The sequence below is a fragment of the Modestobacter sp. DSM 44400 genome (assembly GCF_900107175.1).
Taxonomy (GTDB): domain Bacteria; phylum Actinomycetota; class Actinomycetes; order Mycobacteriales; family Geodermatophilaceae; genus Modestobacter.
The window spans coordinates 21,259-39,199 of record NZ_FNOZ01000038.1; the positions used below are offsets into that span (position 1 = coordinate 21,259).

General features: G+C 72.8%; 17 protein-coding genes and 1 pseudogene. 10 read left to right on the forward strand and 8 right to left on the reverse strand.

Translation table 11 applies throughout. The features are described 5' to 3' along the window. Positions 1–28: 28 nt before the first annotated feature. Positions 29–232, reverse strand: a complete 204-nt coding sequence (locus BLW04_RS18815) for a DUF5703 family protein (protein ID WP_091544822.1) — start codon at positions 230–232, stop codon at positions 29–31. A gap of 160 nt (positions 233–392) precedes the next feature. Here BLW04_RS18815 and BLW04_RS18820 point away from each other — a divergent pair, with 160 nt between their 5' ends. Further along, entirely contained in the window at positions 393–647 is a 255-nt protein-coding gene (locus tag BLW04_RS18820; RefSeq protein ID WP_091544845.1) for a hypothetical protein, read from the forward strand. Between the two features lie 83 nt (positions 648–730). Here BLW04_RS18820 and BLW04_RS18825 read toward each other — a convergent pair whose 3' ends face one another. The 4 genes from BLW04_RS18825 to BLW04_RS18840 all read right to left on the reverse strand — a co-directional run bounded on the left by BLW04_RS18825 (position 731) and on the right by BLW04_RS18840 (position 5,547). After that, on the reverse strand, positions 731–1,735 hold the full coding sequence (locus BLW04_RS18825; protein WP_217631116.1) for a YncE family protein: 1,005 nt from the start codon (positions 1,733–1,735) through the stop codon (positions 731–733). Positions 1,736–2,228: 493 nt separating this feature from the next. Beyond that, the gene (locus tag BLW04_RS18830) at positions 2,229–2,495 is read right to left on the reverse strand and encodes a GlsB/YeaQ/YmgE family stress response membrane protein (RefSeq protein WP_217631117.1); all 267 of its coding nucleotides are present in this window, start codon (positions 2,493–2,495) and stop codon (positions 2,229–2,231) included. A 38-nt stretch (positions 2,496–2,533) separates the two neighbouring features. After that, positions 2,534–4,570 (reverse strand): AAA family ATPase, encoded by a 2,037-nt coding sequence (locus BLW04_RS18835; RefSeq protein WP_091544824.1) that lies wholly within the window; start codon positions 4,568–4,570, stop codon positions 2,534–2,536. Further along, positions 4,567–5,547 (reverse strand): aldo/keto reductase, encoded by a 981-nt coding sequence (locus BLW04_RS18840; protein ID WP_091544826.1) that lies wholly within the window; start codon positions 5,545–5,547, stop codon positions 4,567–4,569. The genes BLW04_RS18835 and BLW04_RS18840 overlap by 4 nt, the downstream gene beginning before the upstream one ends. A 310-nt stretch (positions 5,548–5,857) precedes the next feature. On the opposite strand from BLW04_RS18840, the gene BLW04_RS18845 reads away from it, so the two are divergent. The 5 genes from BLW04_RS18845 (at position 5,858) to BLW04_RS18865 (ending at position 9,346) form a co-directional block, all read left to right on the forward strand. Then, entirely contained in the window at positions 5,858–6,676 is an 819-nt protein-coding gene (locus BLW04_RS18845) for an undecaprenyl-diphosphate phosphatase (protein WP_091544828.1), read from the forward strand. A 74-nt stretch (positions 6,677–6,750) separates the two neighbouring features. After that, positions 6,751–7,452 (forward strand): histidine phosphatase family protein, encoded by a 702-nt coding sequence (locus BLW04_RS18850; protein WP_091544830.1) that lies wholly within the window; start codon positions 6,751–6,753, stop codon positions 7,450–7,452. 47 nt (positions 7,453–7,499) lie between these two features. Then, positions 7,500–8,051: a DUF3090 family protein gene (locus BLW04_RS18855; protein ID WP_091544832.1), complete on the forward strand. Its 552-nt coding sequence runs from the start codon at positions 7,500–7,502 to the stop codon at positions 8,049–8,051. Positions 8,052–8,067: 16 nt separating this feature from the next. Next, positions 8,068–8,862 (forward strand): SCO1664 family protein, encoded by a 795-nt coding sequence (locus BLW04_RS18860; RefSeq protein ID WP_091544834.1) that lies wholly within the window; start codon positions 8,068–8,070, stop codon positions 8,860–8,862. Positions 8,863–8,959: 97 nt separating this feature from the next. After that, positions 8,960–9,346, forward strand: a complete 387-nt coding sequence (locus tag BLW04_RS18865) for a VOC family protein (RefSeq protein WP_091544836.1) — start codon at positions 8,960–8,962, stop codon at positions 9,344–9,346. A gap of 8 nt (positions 9,347–9,354) precedes the next feature. On the opposite strand, the gene BLW04_RS29750 is transcribed toward BLW04_RS18865, so the two are convergent. Together BLW04_RS29750 and BLW04_RS28675 are read right to left on the reverse strand one after the other, a co-directional pair. Further along, a complete protein-coding gene (locus tag BLW04_RS29750; protein WP_254781782.1) occupies positions 9,355–9,612 on the reverse strand; it encodes a hypothetical protein in 258 nt (85 codons plus the stop codon). A 122-nt stretch (positions 9,613–9,734) separates the two neighbouring features. Then, positions 9,735–10,072, reverse strand: a pseudogene (locus tag BLW04_RS28675) (maleylpyruvate isomerase N-terminal domain-containing protein); the annotation flags it as partial. Between the two features lie 108 nt (positions 10,073–10,180). Between BLW04_RS28675 and mshC the strand changes: the two are divergent. Together mshC and BLW04_RS18880 are read left to right on the forward strand one after the other, a co-directional pair. Next, a complete protein-coding gene (gene mshC / locus BLW04_RS18875; RefSeq protein ID WP_091544838.1) occupies positions 10,181–11,458 on the forward strand; it encodes a cysteine--1-D-myo-inosityl 2-amino-2-deoxy-alpha-D-glucopyranoside ligase in 1,278 nt (425 codons plus the stop codon). Positions 11,459–11,460: 2 nt separating this feature from the next. Continuing rightward, on the forward strand, positions 11,461–12,510 hold the full coding sequence (locus BLW04_RS18880; protein WP_254781784.1) for an HD domain-containing protein: 1,050 nt from the start codon (positions 11,461–11,463) through the stop codon (positions 12,508–12,510). A gap of 59 nt (positions 12,511–12,569) precedes the next feature. On the opposite strand, the gene BLW04_RS18885 is transcribed toward BLW04_RS18880, so the two are convergent. After that, complete coding sequence (locus BLW04_RS18885) at positions 12,570–13,433, reverse strand: PAC2 family protein (protein WP_091544839.1); 864 nt, start codon at positions 13,431–13,433, stop codon at positions 12,570–12,572. Between the two features lie 222 nt (positions 13,434–13,655). Here BLW04_RS18885 and metH point away from each other — a divergent pair, with 222 nt between their 5' ends. Both metH and BLW04_RS18895 read left to right on the forward strand, forming a co-directional pair. Then, positions 13,656–17,456: a methionine synthase gene (gene metH / locus BLW04_RS18890; RefSeq protein ID WP_091544852.1), complete on the forward strand. Its 3,801-nt coding sequence runs from the start codon at positions 13,656–13,658 to the stop codon at positions 17,454–17,456. Between the two features lie 303 nt (positions 17,457–17,759). Beyond that, positions 17,760–17,941: helix-turn-helix transcriptional regulator (locus BLW04_RS18895; protein WP_139306906.1), on the forward strand; the 182-nt coding region annotated here is incomplete at its 3' end.

The window sequence follows — 17,941 nt, forward strand, 5'->3', positions numbered from 1 at the left end:
CTTGCGAGGGGTGGGGAGGAAGGGGTCCTTACACCATCGGGCGGGGCAGGTAGGACAGCCGCATCCGGCGCCGCATGATCACCTTGCGGGTGCCGTCGGCGTGCAGCTGGAGCCGGGCCAGCTCCCACCCGCCGGTGTCGGACTGCATGCTCATCAGCTGCGCTGCCGCCGAACGGGACGTGCCCGCGGGAATGCGGAACGGGGCGTACTCGTACTCGCCGGGTGCGGACACGCGCCCGATTGTGCGCCCTGGGAGCGCTCCGGTCACGTGCCGGCCACCGCTGGACCGTGGTGGCGGGATCGCCCCGGGGTGTCAGCGACCGGTGCCGCGGGCAGGTGAGGACGACGAACGCCGGCACCGCGCCGTCGTTCCGACCGTCTGGAGACTCCACGTGACCGATCCCGAGGTAACCGAGGCCGACCGCCAGGAGCAGCAGCAGTCCGTGTTCCCGGGCGGCCCGGAGCTCGCCGGGGAGACGACTGCTCCCGCCGACGACGTCCCCGAGGCCGATGCCCAGGAGCAGCAGCTGACCGCCATCCCCGGCGGGGCAGGATCACTGCGCGCCACCGATCCGGAGGCCGACGAGGCCGACGTCCTGGCGCAGCAGACCGCCGTCCCGGACGACGAGGACGAGTTGCGGGGTTAGACCGGCCGGCCACCTGCACACGAACCGCTGCCGGAGTCGATCCGTCGATCTGTCGACAAGGGGACCGCCGCGGGGCCGGAAACTCACCGCACGTCGATGAGCTCCAGTTCGCCGGTGGCCCGGCTGCCGACGAAGACCCGGCCGGTGGTCGGGTCGACGGCGACGGTGTTGGGCTGGCGGACGGTGGGGAAGCGGGCCACCTCGGTCAGCTCGTCGCCGGCCGTGGACAGCCCGACCACCTCGTTGGTCGCGGTGAGCGTCACCCACAGCACCTGGTCGGTCGTGTCGTAGGCCAGGCCGTAGGGAGTGCCGGGCAGCGGGTAACGCGCGGTCTGCCGCAACGGGTCGGCAGAGAACGTCAGGACGGCGTCGCCCCGGGTGTCGGCGACGAGGAACCGGCCGCGAGTGTCGGCGACCAGGTGGGTCGGACCCTCCCCGGCGTCCACCACGTCCACCAGTTGGCCGGCCGGGACGTCGTAGGTAGTGAGCGAGAACGCCCCCACGTCGACCACTGCCGCGACGTCGCCCAGGGCGGCCACCCCGGCCGGCTGGGTCTGGCTGGTGATCCGCTGCGTCACCGTCCCGTCGGTCACCACCGAGAGCGTGCCGCCCTTCTCGTCGGCCACCAGCACCTGGCCAGTGGCCACCCGCGCGGCGTCGTGCGGGTAGTTGCCGACCGGGGTCACCGTCGTCCCGCCGTCCGGCAGCGCCACCTCGACCAGGCTGTTGGAGTCCTCGGCGGGTACGAGCACCGGGCCGCCGGGCGCGGCGAGCTGCAGGTGCCGGGCGTGCCCGGGCAGCGGCACCTCCCGTACCGGCATGCCGGTGTCCTCGTCGACCAGGAGCAGCCGGTTGGGGTTGCGTACCGCGACGGCCAGCAGCCCGGTGACCGGGTCGAAGACCATGCCCTCGGCGTCGGGGTCCAGCGGCACGACGGTGCCGGCCGGCTCGGCCATGAGCGTGGGGGAGTCGGCGGGTTCCGCCGCTCCCAGCGGCTCCGGTGCCTCCGCGGGGGCGGAGGCACCGGAACAACCGGCCAGTGCCAGGGTCAGGGGCAACAGAACGGCGGTGACCCGCATTCGGCGCATGCCGCGATGGTCGGTCACACCCGGCCTTCGTGTCCTGCACGCCCTCTGGATGTGTTGCCTGTACTGCGACGCGTGCAACGCGGCCGAAGAGCGTGCAGAGACGACGCCGGGGTATCCCGGCGTCGCGACGACGACCTGCGCCGACAGCAGGGCTGGACCATGCGTCACCACGACTGCAGTTTTCGTTGCCGTGGCCCTCATCCTGATCGGACTGCCACTGCTCGCCTGGTGGTTGGGCGGCCGCCACTTCTGGGCCCGCGTGAAGCCCAGCCGCGACCGCGACGTCTATGGCGGCTCGGTGCGCGCTCACGGATTGAGGCCGGCCGAGACCGCCCCAGGGGGAGAGCGCCGCTCTGTGAGGGCGCCGGCAGGGCGGTCGGTGGGTGATCGCCGACGCCCGTGGGCCGCCGAACAGGCCGGCCGCGCACCGGCTGCTGTGCGCCGCGCGGGGGTCGTGCCCGGGGCGCTGACCGCGGCCAGCGCCCCGGTGGGTTCAGCGGACCGAGCGCCTGCCGCCAGAGACACCCTCCGCGACGCCGATGAGCAGCACCGCGGCGATGATCGCCACGATGGCGCCGAGGATGTTGAGCTCGCCGAAGTCGCCGGTGCCCAACGCAGTAGCGACCACCCCGCCGATCAACGAGCCCACGACCCCCAGCACGAGGGTCATGAGGATGCTGAGGTTCTGTTTACCGGGCTTGATCAGGCGCGCGAGCGCGCCGACGACCAAGCCGAACACGAGGAATCCGATGATGCCCATGACTGGTATCTGCCCCGGACGATCATGATCAAAACCGCTCAGTCGGCGAGTTCGGCCAGCAGTCGCGCCAGCCGGGTGCGCCGGGGGCGGACGTCGACCTCCCGGACCGCCCGGGCCAGCGCCGCTCCGCTGGCGTGCACGATCGACAGGTGCCGCTGGGCCCGGGTGAGCGCGGTGTAGACCAGCGGCCGGGACAGCATCCCGCCGGCCTCCGGCGGGAGCACCACGACGACCCCGGGCCACTCGGAGCCCTGCGCCCGGTGCACGGTGATCGCCCAGCCGTGTTTCAGGTCCGACAGCGCCTTGCCGTTGACGTTCACCGGTCCGGAGGCGAAGGCGATGTCCAGTGATCCCTCGCCGGTGCCGGTGACCACCCCGACCTCACCGTTGGCGAAGCCGACCGGCTCCAGGTCGAGGTGGTTGGCGGTGGCCACCACCCGGTCGCCGACGTCGAAGCCGAACACCGTTCCGTCGCCGGGGTTGAGCTTGGCCTTCAGTGCCTTGTTCAGCTCGATCGTCCCGGCCGGCCCGCGGTGCACCGGGGTGACCACCTGGACCGCCGACGGGTCGATCTGCAGCGCCCGCGGGATGGAGTCGGTGACCAGCTGCACGACCCGCCGGGCGGCCTCGGCGCTGCCGGTGGCCGGGACGATCACCACCTCCCGGTCCGGGGACTCGACGTGCACCAGCTCCCCGCCGCGCACGCCGGTGGCCAGCCGGGCGATCGCGCCACCGGCGGCCTGGCGGTGCAGGGTGGTCAGCTCGGTGACCGGGACGACGCCGGAGTCGATCAGGTCGCCGAGCACGTGCCCGGGACCGATCGAGGGCAGCTGCGCCGGATCGCCGACCAGCAGCAGGTGCGTGCCGTCGGAACAGGCCTCCAGCAGGGCCGCGGTCAGCTCGACGTCCAGCATCGAGGCCTCGTCGACGACCACCACGTCGGCGTCCAGCGGCCACTCCTCGTTGCGGGCGAAGCTGCCGGTCATGCCCTGGGCGCCCAGCAGCCGGTGCACGGTCACCGCGGGGTGGTCGGTCAGCTCCTCCAGCCGCTTCGCGGCCCGGCCGGTCGGGGCGGCCAGCGCCACCTCCGTGCCCTTGGCCTCCAGCAGCTTGACCAGCGAGGCCACGGTGCGGCTCTTGCCGGTGCCCGGTCCGCCGGTCAGCAACGAGACCCCCGCACCCAGCACCTGCGCGAGGGCGGCCTGCTGCGCCGGGTCCAGCCCCTTGGCCACCGACCGCACCGAGGCCGGGTCGGCGATCCGCTCGCTGGTCGCGGCCAGCCGGTGCACGTTCTCCGCGACCGCCTCCTCGGCCATGCCGTAGCGGGCCAGCGAGAGCGTGCGTGAGGCCTCGGTCCCGGTTCCCTCGCGAGCTTGCGAGTGGAGGGGAGACCGGGGTCCTTCTGCGGGCTCGGGGAGCTCGGCGTCGTCCCCGACCGCGGCCTCGGTCAGGGTTCCCTCGCGAGCTTGCGAGCGAGGGGAAGACCGGGGTCCTTCTGCGTGCTCCAGCACCTCGCCGGACTCGACGGCGGCGGCGACCGCGGCGGCCGGGTCGGCGATGCCCTCGGCCCGCAGCGCGGCGACCACCAGGTCGGCCGGCAGCACGGTGTGCCCGTCGCGGGTCGCTGTGCGCAGGGTCAGGGCCACGATGGCCCGGCCGCGGCGGGTGTCCTGCCGGTCGGCACCGGACAGCACGGCGATGGCCAGCCGGTCGGCGTCGGCCAGGGCTACGCCGGTCAGCGACAGCAGCGCCCACGGGTCGTCGCGCAGCCGGCGGGCGGCGTCCGGTCCGAGCGCGTCGGCGGAGTTGACCGCCAGCCGGGCGTTCAGCCCCGCGCCGACCAGGAGCTCGACGACGGAGTAGGTCGGCTGCGCGGACAGGAAGGAGGAGAACAGCCGCTCGGCCCGCTGCCGGCCGACCCGGGGGAGCTTCAGCAGCCGGTCGGCGGCGACGTCGTCCGGGCTGGTGATGCCGACCGCCGGGAGATCGGCCGCCGTCCGCTTGCCCAGGCCCGGCCACAGGCCGGCCGCGCAGAAGGCGGCGAAGACGGGGTCGCCGGCGGGTGCTGCCGTCACTGTCCGGGCCGGCGTTCGGGATACCCGGCCGGCGGGGCGGACACGTCGTCGAGCGCGGTGCAGATGGCCGGGGGCAGCCGCACGTCCTCGGCGTCCAGCGAGGCCTGCAGCTGTTGCGCCGTCCGGGCGCCGACGACGGGGGCGACCACCCCGGGCCGGTCCCGCACCCAGGCCAGCGCCACCGCCAGCGGCGTGGTGCCCAGACCCTGCGCAGCGGTGATGACCGCCTCGACCACCCGGTCGGACATGGCCGAGCGGAGACCGTCGATGAAGCCGGACCACTGCGCCGACGCCCCGCGCGAGTCGGCCGGGGTGGCGTGCCGGTACTTGCCGGTGAGTAGGCCGCGGCCCAGCGGCGACCAGGGCAGCACACCGAGCCCGAGCGCCTCGGCGGCCGGGACGACCTCGCGCTCGATGCCGCGCTGCAGCAGCGAGTACTCCATCTGGGTGCTGACCAGCGGGGTCCGCCCGGGCCAGGCGCGCTGGTGGGTGGCGGCCTGGGCGGTCTGCCAGCCGGTGAAATTGCTGACCCCGACGTAGCGGGTCCGCCCGGAGCTCACCGCCAGGTCGCAGGCCGCCAGCGTCTCCTCGAGCGGGGTGTCGTCGTCCCAGGAGTGCAGCTGCCACAGGTCGACGTGGTCCAGGCCCAGTCGCTCCAGGGAGGCGTCCAGCGCGGCGAGCAGGTGCCCGCGGGAGGCTCCCCGCCCCATCGGCCCCGGGCCGGTGCGACCCACGGCTTTGGTGGCGACCAGCACGTCGGTCCGGGGGACGACGTCGGCCAACAGCCGGCCGAGGGTCCGCTCGCTCTCCCCGTCGACGTAGACGTCCGCGGTGTCGACCAGCGTTCCGCCGGCGTCGACGAAGGCGGTCAGCTGCATCGCAGCCTCGTCCTCGTCGGTGTCCCGGCCCCAGGTCATGGTGCCCAGCGCGAGCCGGGAGACGACCAGACCGCTGCGTCCGAGCGCCCGCTGTTCCACGACGGGTCAACCTACCGGGGCCACGGCTCGCCCGACCGCGGAGCACACCGGTGCGGCGGGGGTCGGAAGGGGTTGGCCGATGCCGAGCTCGGGGACGTGCGGACGCTGCCCACCCCACCCGGTGCCCCCGCGATCACCGTGGCCCGCCGTCCCGTCGGCTGAGGTCACCGGGCATCCAGGTCATCGCCGAGACGCGGCGGACGGTGCCCGTTCCGCGTCCTTCCCAGCCGCCCGCCCTAGGGTGCCTGCCGTGTCCCGCCAACCCGACGCCGCTCCGTCCGCCTCCGTCCCGGCCCGGCGGGACTGACCCGTGGGCTGGTTCGAGGCCGTCGTCCTGGGCCTGGTGCAGGGGCTGACCGAGTTCATCCCGGTCTCCTCCAGCGCGCACCTGCGCATCGTCGGCGATGCCGTCGGCTGGGACGACCCGGGCGCGGCGTTCACCGCGATCATCCAGATCGGCACCGAGCTCGCGGTGCTCCTCTACTTCCGGCGCGACATCGTGCGAATCATCCGCGCCTGGTTGACCTCGCTGACCCACCGCGACCGGCGCAGCGACCCCGACGCCCGGATGGGCTGGCTGATCATCATCGGCAGCATCCCGATCGTCGTCCTGGGGTTGTTGCTGCAGGACCAGATCGAGACGACGTTCCGTGACCTGCGGATCGTGGCGATCGCGCTGGTGGCCTTCTCCCTGATCCTCTACGCCGCCGACCGGTCCAGCAGCGGCCGCCTCGAGCTCGGCGACCTCACCGTCCGCCACGGCCTCATCTACGGCGCCGCCCAGGCGCTGGCGCTCGTCCCCGGGGTGTCCCGGTCCGGCGGCACCATCACCGCCGGCCGGTTCCTGGGCTACTCCCGCGAGGCGGCCGCCCGGTACTCCTTCCTGCTGGCCATCCCCGCCGTCCTCGGGTCGGGGCTCTACCAGGTGCAGCAGTCGCTGGACGGCGGGATCGACTGGGGACCCACGCTGGTGGCGACGGTCATCTCCTTCGTCGTCGGCTACGTCGTCATCGCCTGGCTGCTGCGGTACCTGGCGCACGGCAGCTTCACGCCCTTCGTCGTCTACCGGGTGGTCCTCGGGCTGGCCCTGCTGGCGCTGGTCGGCGCGGGAGTCCTCGACCCGAACTGAGGAACGGCCCCCTCCTCCCCACCCCTCGCACGCTCGGGGCGGTGCCCTGGAGGGGGCCGCCTAGGCTCGTCCGCGTGACCACCGTTCTCCTGATGCGCCACGGCCGGACGACGGCCAACGCCGCCGGCGTGCTCGCCGGGTGGACCCCCGGCGTCCAGCTCGACGAGACCGGTGCCGGCCAGGTGCGGACCGTGGGCGAGCGGCTCTCCGCAGTGCCCCTGGCGGCGGTGGTCAGCAGCCCGCTCGAGCGCTGCCAGCAGACCGCAGCGGCGATGCTGGCCGGCCGCGACCTCGAGCTGCAGGTCGACGAGCGGCTGGGCGAGGCCCGCTACGGCGACTGGACCGGCCGGCCGATCAAGGAGCTGGCCAAGGAGCCGCTGTGGAAGGTGGTCCAGCAGCACCCGTCCGCCGCCGTCTTTCCTGGCCCCGACGGGGAGGGGCTGGCCCAGACCCAGGCCCGCGCGGTGGCCGCCGTCCGGGAGTGGAACGCGACACTGGGGCCGGACGCCGTCTGGCTGGCCTGCAGCCACGGCGACGTGATCAAGGCGATCCTGGCCGACGCGCTCGGCGTCCATCTGGACCAGTTCCAACGGATCGTCGTCGATCCGGCCTCGCTGTCGGTGATCACCTACACCGACACCCGGCCGTTCGTGGTCCGGGTCAACGACACCGGCGGCGACGTGTCGGCGCTGATCCCGCCGAAGAAGAAGCGGCGCGGACGGCGGGCGGCGAGTTCCGACGCCGTCGTCGGTGGCGGGGCCGGCACCCCGGCCTGATCGGCTGGCCGCACCTGCGCGGCCCCTGGTCCGCGTAACCTGAGCGCGTGCCCCGTCAGGTCTTCCATTTCGACCGTCCCAGCCGATTCGTCGCGGGGACCGTCGGCCAGCCCGGCGACCGCACGTTCTACCTGCAGGCCGCCGACGGAGGCGGCCGGACGATCAGCGTCGCGCTGGAGAAGTCGCAGGTCCAGGTGCTGGCCGAGCGGATGAGCGAGCTGCTCGACGAGGTCGCCACCCGGGCGACCGTGCTCGTGCCGCCCGACGTCGAGGTCGACGACCTCGAGCCGCTCACCGCGCCGGTGGACGAGGAGTTCCGGGTCGCCGCGATGGGTCTGGCCTGGGACGGCGAGGCCGACGCGGTCGTCGTCGAGGCCGTGGCAGCCGGCGAGGAGCCGGTCGAGGAGGACGCCATCCTCTCCGACAGCGAGGAGGGGCCCGACGCGCTGCGCGTGATCATCACCCCGGCCGCGGCGCGGGCCTTCGTGGCCCGGGCCCGCCGGGTGGTCGCCGCCGGCCGGCCGGCCTGCCCGCTGTGCTCGCTGCCGCTGGACCCGGCGGGCCACGTGTGCCCGCGGCAGAACGGCTACCGGCGCTGATCGTGGTCCTCCTCCGATGAGCGAACAGCCCGAGCACGAGGACGGCGACGTCGTCGAGCTCGACCTGGGCGGTTTCGACCACGGCGACCGCCGCCCGCCCGCGGACGACGCCGAGGTCGCCACCCTGCTGGCCGAGGGCGAGCTGGACCTCGAGGGCCGGCTGCTGGACGCCAGCAACGTGACCCTGATCGGTGCCATCCGCACCGACACCCTGGCCAGGGAGTGCGTCTACAAGCCGGTCGCGGGCGAACGGCCGCTGTGGGACTTCCCCGACGGAACCCTCGCCGGCCGGGAGATCAGCGCCCACCTGGTGTCCGAGGCGACCGGCTGGCGCGTCGTGCCGCCCACGGTGCTGCGCGACGGTCCGTTCGGCTTTGGCATGGTGCAGCTCTGGATGGACGCCGACCCGGGGATCGACCTCGCCGAGTTCGTCCGCCGCGACGACCCCGGGCTGCGCCGGATGGCGGTGTTCGACGCGGTCGTGAACAACGCCGACCGCAAGGGCGGACACATCATTCCGATGGCCGACGGGCACGTGTACGGCGTCGACCACGGCATCTGCTTCTCCGTCGACCCGAAGCTGCGCACCCTGCTGTGGCGCTGGGCCGGCAAGCCGCTGCCCGTGGCGGCGCTGGCGGTGCTGGAACGGCTGGACGCCGACCTCCGCGGCGACCTGGGCGAGCAGCTGCACGAGCACCTCACCCGGCGCGAGGTGCGGCGGACCCAGCAGCGCGTTGCCGAGTTGTTGCGCACCCAGCTGCACCCCGAGCCCTCGGGTGACTGGCCGGCGCTGCCGTGGCCCCCCTTCTGAGGCTGCTGGCGCGGCGGGTGTGCGGTTGTCGGGGTGTCGACGACCGCTGAAGGACCGGGAAGTGCACAAGGGCGGGTCGCCGAGGGACCATGATCGCGTGCCGCACCGCAGCCGCCTGGCCATCCTGCTGCTCGACCTCCCGCCCGATCAGCACGCCGCCGGCCGGGACTTCTGGTCCGCGGCGACCGGGCGCTCGGCCAAGACCGACCCCACGGACGACAAGTGGAGCTCGCTCGGCTCGTTCGCCGGCGGGTTCCACGTCGAGGTGCAGCGCACCGGCGCCGGTACGCCACCCCGCTGGCACGTCGACATCGAGACCGACGACATCCCGGCCGAGGTCGCCCGGCTGGAGGCCCTGGGTGCCCGCCGGCTGGCCGACATGGGCAGCTTCTGGCAGCTGACCGACCCGGCCGGGCTGGTGTTCTGTGTGGTCGGCATCCAGACCCGCGAGGAGTTCGAGCGGCACGCCACCACCTGGCCGTGACCCGGGGCCTACTCGAGCGTGACCGACGCCAGCAGCGCATCCGCCTTGTCCGCGTCGCCCTCGACGACCACTGCGCTGAGCGGCAGCCGCCGCCAGGCCATGAGCAGCAGGTCACCGGCCGGGCCGGTCAGGGTGTGCGCGGGAGCGGCATCGGCGTCGGGAAACCCGACGCGCTCGGCGCCGGCGTCGGTCGCACGGAAGACCACCGGGAAGACGCCGGTCGGGACCCGCCCGGGAACGCCGCCGGCACCATCAGCTCCAGCCACTCGTCGAGCCCGTCCAGTGCCACCTCGGCAGGAATGCCGGTGACCCGGCCGAGTACCTGCTCTGCGTCCACCCGGTGCACGGTGCCCTCCTGGGCCTGTCGCCGGAGCACGAAGGCGACGTCCTGCTGGGGCGCCCACGTCCACACCGGGTCGGTCGGCCCGGCACGGGTGAGGGCGTCGGTCAGCTCGCGGGACCGCTCTGCGGCCCGGTCCAGCAGCGACTCGTCGCCGGGCGGGCCGGCGCGGGGTGGCCCGCCGGCGACGTGGCGCTGGTGCGTACGAGCCAGCCCCAGAAGTGCTGCACCTCGCCCAGGTGCCAGACCAGGTCGGCCAGGTCCCACTCCGGGCAGCCGGGCACCCGGGGGCGCCAGCCGTGCTGCTGCCGGGCCGCCGCCGCCGCGGCCGCGGCGAACCGGGCGTTCTCCTCGTGCAGGGTCGCCAGGTACGCGTCGCGGTCCATCGTTCCTCCTCGGGTGGGCACCGATCCAGCCGTCGGTCGGCAACCTACGGCCGGGCACCGAACGGGCCGCTCGCCGTCCCTGTCGATGCCCGGCTCTAGGCTCGACCCGTGCTCAGCTGGCCTGCCCCCCTCCTGCCGACCCTGCCCGGGGCAGGTCCTGCCCTGCGGCTGTTCGACACCGCCCGCGGCGAGGTGGTCGAGATCTCCCCGGACCGGACGGCGCGGATGTACGTCTGCGGGATCACCCCCTACGACGCGACCCACCTCGGCCACGCGGCCACCTACCTGGCCTTCGACCTGGTCAACCGGGTCTGGCGCGATGCCGGGCACGCGGTGCACTACGTGCAGAACGTCACCGACGCCGACGATCCGCTGTTCGAGCGGGCGAACCGCGACGGGGAGGACTGGATCGTCCTCGGCATGCGGGAGACCGCGCTGTTCCGCGAGGACATGACCGCCCTGCGCGTCCTCCCGCCGGAGGACTACGTGGGCGCGGTGGAGTCCATCCCGCGGATCGCCGCCCACGTGGAGGCCCTCTGGGACGCGAACCTCGCCTACTCCCTCGACGACGGCACCGGCGACGTCTACCACGACATCGCCCAGGCGCCCGGGTTCGGCACCGAGTCCGGCTATGACGAGGCGACGATGCTCCGGCTGTCGGCCGAGCGCGGGGGAGACCCCGACCGGGCCGGGAAGCGGAACGCCCTGGACCCGCTGCTGTGGCGCGGGGTACGGGAGGGCGAACCGTCCTGGCCGGGACCGCGCGGGGTCCCCGGCCGCCCCGGCTGGCACGTGGAGTGCGCCTCGATCGCGCTGGACACCATCGGCATGGGCTTCGACGTGCAGGGCGGCGGCAGCGACCTGGTGTTTCCGCACCACGAGTACTCCGCCGTGCACGCCGAGGCGCTCACCGCCACCAAGCCGTTCGCCCGGGCCTACGTGCACGCGGCCATGATCGGTCTGGACGGCAAGAAGATGAGCAAGAGCCGGGGCAACCTGGTGTTCGTCTCCCGGCTGCGCGGCGACGGCGTCGACCCGATGGGCGTACGGCTGGCGCTGCTGTCGGGCCACTACCGCACCGACCGCGCCTGGACCCCCGACCTGCTCACCGCGGCGCTGGCCCGGCTCGACACCTGGCGCCGCGCCACGGAGCTTCCGCTCGGCGCACCGGCCGGCCCGGTGCTCGCCGCGGTCCGCGAGCGGCTCACCGACGACCTCGACACACCGGGCGCCCTCGCTGCCGTCGACGCCTGGGCCTCGGCCACCCTGGCCCCGGCCGCCTCGGGTGACGCTCCGCCCGCCGCTGCGTCTCTGGACGACTGGGACGAACAGTCGCCGACCGTCGTCCGCGACGTCGTCGACGCGCTCCTCGGGATCGCGCTGTAGGCGTGGAGGGGGTGGCGTCCCCGTACCGGCTGGCCGACCGGGCCACCCGGGAGCGGGCCGAGGAGCAGCTGGCCCCGGCGGCGGCCCGGTCGGTGCGCACCCGCGGGCGCGCGCGAGCCGAGCCGGAGGACGCGTTGCGCACCGCCTACGAGCGGGACCGCGACCGGATCCTGCACGCCAAGGCCTTCCGCCGGCTCAAGCACAAGACCCAGGTCTTCCTGCACCCCGACGGCGACCACTTCGTCACCCGGCTCTCCCACACGCTGCAGGTCACGCAGGTGGCCCGCTCGCTCGCCGAAGCGCTCAGCCTCAACGAGACCCTCGCCGAGGCCATCGCGCTGGGCCACGACGTCGGGCACTCGCCCTTCGGCCACATCGGCGAGGAGGCGCTGGACCCCTACGTGCCCGGCGGCTGGCACCACGCCGCCCAGGGGGTGCGGATCGTGGAGGTGCTCGAGGACCTCAACCTCACCTGGGAGGTCCGCGACGGCGTGCGCGCCCACAGTTGGAAGATCACGCCGCCGCCGGCCACCCGCGAAGGGGAGTGCGTGCGGTTCGCCGACCGGATCGGCTACCTGTCCCACGACGCCCTGGACGCCGTCCGGGCCGGGGTGCTGCAGGTGCGCGACCTGCCCGCCCGCACCCGTTCGGTCTTCGGCGACCCGGGGAGCCAGATGGTCGGTGCGATGATCGAGGCGGTCGTCGACGGCACGCTGTCCCCGGCCAACACCACTGGCGCCGTCGTCATGGGCGCCGACGCGCTGGCGGCGATGGACGAGTTCCGCACCTTCATGTTCGAGCGGGTCTACGAGTCCGACACCGCGGCCGGGCAGAAGCACGTGGCCATCGAGGTCATCCGCCGGCTGGTCGACCACCACCTGGCCCACCCCGAGCTCATCCCGGCCAGCTACCGCGACACCGAGGCCGACCCGGTCACCCAGGTGGTCGACTACGTGACCGGGATGACCGACCGGTTCGCCCTGGCCACCCACGACCGGCTCTTCGACGACACCGCCGGGACCCGGATGCGGCCGCTGCTCGTCACGCCGTAGGCCCCCCTCCAGGGCACCGCCCCGAGCTTGCGAGGGGTGGGGAGGAGGGGGGTCCTTCTTCAGCTGGCGGACGGCCCCCGGCGGCGCAGGTACCGCTCGAACTCCCGGGCAATCGAGTCGCCGCTGGTCTGTGAGAGGTCGGTGGCCGTCGCCCGTTCCTCCAGGGAGCGCACGTACTCCACGACCTCGTCGTCCTCCTGGGCCATCTCGTCGACGGTGGTGACCCACTCCTCGGCCTGCTGCGGCAGAGCGCCCAGCGGCACCGTGACCTCCAGGACCTCCTCGACCCGCTGGAGCAGCGCTACCGTGGCCCGCGGCGAGGGCGGCTGGGACACGTAGTGCGGCACGGCGGCCCAGAAGCTCACCGCCGGCACGCCGGCCTGGACGCAGGCGTCCTGGAAGACGCCCAGGATGCCGGTCGGGCCCTCGTAGCGGGAGGTCTCCAGGCCCCACTTCGCCGCGGACTCGTCGTCGTAGGCGGTGCCGGTCACCGGCGTGGGCCGGGTGTGCGGCGTGTCGGCCAGCAGAGCGCCGAGAGCGACGACGGTCTGCGCGCCGAGCTCCTGGCAGATCGCGATCAGCTCGGCGCAGAAGCTCCGCCAGCGCATGTTGGGCTCGATGCCGCGGATGAGCACGACGTCCCGCTCGCTGTCGTGGGGGCGGGCCACCGAGATGCGGGTGGTGGGCCACTCGAGCCGCCGGCTGATCCCGTCGACCAGGGAGACAGTGGGCCGGTTGACCTGGAAGTCGTAATAGTCCTCGGGGTCCAGCGCGGCCAGCGGGGTGGCGTCCCAGATGAGTTCGAGGTGCTCGAGCGCGCCGGTGGCGGCGTCCCCGGCGTCGTTCCAGCCCTCGAACGCGACCACCACCACGGGGTCGTCCAGCTGAGGCAGGTCGTCTGCTGCGGACTCGGGATCGGTCACCCGTCGAGCCTACGTCGATCCCGTCGTCTGCCGTGGTCGTCGTGGGGCACCTGGGGCTGCCCGCGTGCCGCCCGTCCCGGGGTGTGCCCCCGAGGCGACCGGAAGTGAGACCATGGGCAGGCTGTCCGAGGACGACGAGGTGGCTGATCGCCCGTCGGAGTTGCCAGGGCCCTGGCGCCGGACGCCTCTGTGACCCTGCCGATCGATGCCGAGGACCGCCCTGTGCCCGAGTTCCCGCAGCTCCGCCCCGATGCCACCGAAGTGCTGACCGCCCAGCTGCGGCAGCGCATCCTGGTGCTCGACGGCGCGATGGGCACCGCGATCCAGCGGGACCGGCCGGACGAGGCGGGCTACCGCGGCGAGCGGTTCACCGACTGGCCGAGTGACGTGCAGGGCAACAACGACCTGCTCAGCATCACCGCGCCGGCGATCATCACCGACATCCACCGCGAGTACCTCGCGGCCGGCGCCGACCTGCTCGAGACCAACACCTTCAACGCCACCCGGATATCACTGGCCGACTACGGCATGGCCGACCTCGCCTACGAGATCAACGTGGCGTCCGCCCGGCTGGCCCGCCGCGAGTGCGACGCGATGACCGAGCGCACCCCGGACAAGCCCCGCTACGTCGTCGGCGCGCTCGGCCCGACCAGCCGCACGGCGTCCATCTCCCCGGACGTGAACGACCCCGGTGCCCGCAACGTCAGCTACGACGAGCTGGTCGCGGCCTACCTGGAACAGGCCAACGGCCTCGTCGACGGCGGCTGCGACGTGCTGCTCGTCGAGACCATCTTCGACACCCTCAACGCCAAGGCAGCGATCTTCGCCCTGGAGACGCTGTTCGAGGAGCGGGGGCGCCGCTGGCCGGTGATGATCTCCGGCACCATCACCGACGCCTCCGGTCGCACGCTGTCCGGCCAGGTCACCGAGGCGTTCTGGCACTCCGTGCGGCACGTGGACCCGCTGCTCGTGGGCCTCAACTGTGCACTCGGCGCCAAGGAGATGAGGCCCTACATCGCCGAGATCTCCCGGATCGCCGACACGTTCATCTCCTGCTATCCGAACGCCGGGCTGCCCAACGCGTTCGGCGAGTACGACGAGTCGCCGGAGGAGACGGCGGCGGTCCTCGAGGAGTTCGCCGAGGCCGGCTTCGTGAACCTCGTCGGCGGCTGCTGCGGCACGACGCCCGCCCACATCGCTGCGATCGCCGGTGTGGTCGAGGGCAGGGCCCCCCGGACGCCGGCCGAGGTGCGGCCGGCCCTGCGGCTGTCCGGCCTGGAGCCGGTCACCATCGACGGCGACTCGCTGTTCGTGAACGTCGGCGAGCGCACGAACATCACCGGGTCCGCGCGCTTCCGCAACCTGATCAAGGCCGGTGACTACCCCGCCGCGCTCGCCGTCGCGCGCCAGCAGGTCGAGGCCGGCGCACAAATCATCGACATCAACATGGACGAGGGGATGATCGACGGCGTCGAGGCGATGGACCGCTTCACCAAGCTGGTCGCCACCGAGCCCGACATCTGCCGGGTGCCGACGATGATCGACTCCTCGAAGTGGGAGGTCATCGAGGCCGGGCTCAAGTGCGTCCAGGGCAAGTCGATCGTCAACTCGATCTCCCTCAAGGAGGGCGAGGAGAAGTTCGTCCGCGAAGCCCGGCTGTGCCGCAAGTACGGGGCTGCGGTGGTGGTCATGGCCTTCGACGAGGACGGCCAGGCCGATGACCTGGAGCGCCGCACGCAGGTCTGCCGGCGGGCCTACGACATCCTCACCCGGGACGTCGGGTTCCCCGCCGAGGACATCATCTTCGACCCCAACGCCTTCGCGGTGGCGACGGGGATCGAGGAGCACGCACGCTACGGGTTGGACTACATCGAGGCCACCCGCTGGATCAAGGAGAACCTGCCCGGCGCGCTGGTCTCCGGCGGCGTCTCGAACGTCTCGTTCTCCTTCCGCGGCAACAACCCCGTACGCGAGGCCATCCACGCCGTGTTCCTCTACCACGCGATCGCGGCCGGCATGGACATGGGGATCGTCAACGCCGGCGCCCTGGAGATCTACGACCAGGTGCCCCCGCTGCTGCGTGAGCGCATCGAGGACGTCATCCTCAACCGCCGCCCGGACAGCACCGAGCGCCTCCTGGAGATCGCCGGCGACTTCGCCGGCGACGGCTCGGTCAAGGAGGTCGCCACCGAGGAGTGGCGGGCACTGCCGGTCGGCGAGCGCATCACGCACGCGCTGGTGAAGGGCATCGACGAGTTCGCCGAGGCCGACGCCGAGGAACTGCGCGCGGAGATCAGCGCCCGGGGCGGCCGTCCGATCGAGGTCATCGAGGGCCCGCTGATGGACGGCATGAACGTCGTCGGTGACCTGTTCGGTGCCGGGAAGATGTTCCTGCCGCAGGTGGTGAAGTCCGCGCGCGTGATGAAGAAGGCCGTCGGCTACCTGATCCCGTTCATCGAGGCCGAGAAGCAGCCCGGCGACGTCGAGCGCAGCAACGGCAAGGTCATCATGGCCACCGTCAAGGGCGACGTCCACGACATCGGCAAGAACATCGTCGGCGTCGTCCTGCAGTGCAACAACTACGACGTCGTCGACCTCGGGGTGATGGTGCCCGCGCAGCGGGTGCTCGACGCCGCCAAGGAGGAGGGCGCCGACTTCATCGGCCTGTCCGGCCTCATCACGCCGTCGCTGGACGAGATGGTGAACGTGGCGTCGGAGATGGAGCGGCAGGGGTTCGAGATCCCACTGCTGATCGGCGGCGCCACCACCTCGCGCGCGCACACGGCGGTGAAGGTGGCGCAGAAGTACCACGGTCCGGTCATCTGGGTGAAGGACGCCTCACGGTCGGTGCCGGTCGTCGCCGCCCTGCTGTCGGACGAGCAGCGTCCGAAGCTGCTCGCCGAGGTCGAGGCCGACTACGCGGCGCTGCGCGAGCGGCACGCCGCCCGTCAGGACACCCGCTCGATGCTGCCGATCTCCGCCGCGCGTGCCGCGGCGACCCCGATCGACTGGAGCGACTACCAGCCCCCGCGGCCGCGGATGCTGCTGCAGCAGGCCAAAGACGTGTGCTCGGGGCCGGATTGCGACCATCTGCACGGCCGGGCGACCCAGTTCGTCAAGACCTTCCCGGACTACTCCCTCGAGGAGCTGCGCGGCTACATCGACTGGCAGCCGTTCTTCAACGCCTGGGAGATGCGCGGCCGGTTCCCCGACATCCTGCACAACCCGGTGACCGGCGAGGTGGCCCGGCGGCTGTACGAGGACGCCCAGCTCATGCTCGACCAGCTGATCGCGGAGAAGTGGCTGCAGGCCAGCGGGGTGTTCGGTCTGTTCCCGGCCAACCAGGTGGACGGCGACGACATCGAGGTCTACACCGACGATTCGCGCACCGCCGTCCGGGCCACCCTGCACCAGCTGCGTCAGCAGACCGAGGGCCGTGACGGGTCGGCCCGCAAGTCACTGGCCGACTTCGTCGCGCCCAAGGACACCGGCCTACGCGACCACGTCGGGGCCTTCGCCGTCACCGCGGGTCTCGGCTCGGCGGCGAAGGTCGCGCAGTTCAAGAAGGACAACGACGACTACAGCGCGATCTTGCTGGAGTCGCTGGCCGACCGGCTGGCCGAGGCGTTCGCCGAGCGGCTGCACGAGCGGGTGCGCAAGGAGTTCTGGGCGTACGCGCCCGACGAGGCGCTGGAAGGCGACGCGCTCATCGCTGAGAAGTACGCCGGGATCCGCCCGGCGCCGGGGTACCCCGCATGCCCGGAGCACACCGAGAAGCGGACCATCTGGGAGCTGCTCAACGTCGAGGCGACCACCGGCATCGAGCTCACCGAGAGCATGGCGATGTGGCCGGGTGCGGCGGTGAGCGGTCTGTACTTCGCGCACCCGCAATCCCGGTACTTCGTGCTGGGCCGCGTCGGCCGCGACCAGGTCGAGGACTACGCGCAGCGCAAGGGCTGGTCGGTCGCCGAGGCGGAACGGTGGCTCTCACCGAACCTCGGCTACCGCACCGAGGACGAATGAAGGACCCCGGTGCCCCTCACCGCTCGCAAGCTCGCGGCGGGCCCCTGCCCCGGGGCCGCTCCAGCGCGTTGCGGGCCGTGCTGTTCGACATGGACGTGCCATGCGGTGTCGATCATGATTGGGTTTGACTGAAGGAGCAGGTCAGAGGCCAAGTCGGCGTACGGCCATGATTGATCGTGACCTGCCTTTTCGAGTCCTGGTGTGTACCCGTTGTGTATCCAAGATCATTCTTTCGGGTGTCGGAAGCGCAGCTCTCGAGACGTCGCGGTAGTCGCCTACCTGCCACTTGGCTACCCTCAGCTCATGGCGAAGATGGGCCCGACCCGCGCGCGCGACTCGCACGGTCTCGCGGCCAACCTGGTGAAGCTTGCCCGGGCCAAGACCGGCGTGACGCAGGCCCGGATGGCAGCCCTCGCTGGTGTGCCGCGCTCGACTGTGGAGCGGATCGAGGCCGGCACCCGGCAGCCGTCGCTGCCCACGTTGGG

What these genes read in the sequence shown, in the direction of transcription:
- BLW04_RS18825 (WP_217631116.1), bottom strand. Translation starts at nt 1,735, where the DNA reads ATGCGCCGAATGCGGGTCACCGCCGTTCTGTTGCCCCTGACCCTGGCA.
- BLW04_RS18830 (WP_217631117.1), bottom strand. Translation starts at nt 2,495, where the DNA reads ATGGGCATCATCGGATTCCTCGTGTTCGGCTTGGTCGTCGGCGCGCTC.
- BLW04_RS18860 (WP_091544834.1), top strand. Translation starts at nt 8,068, where the DNA reads ATGAGCGAACAGCCCGAGCACGAGGACGGCGACGTCGTCGAGCTCGAC.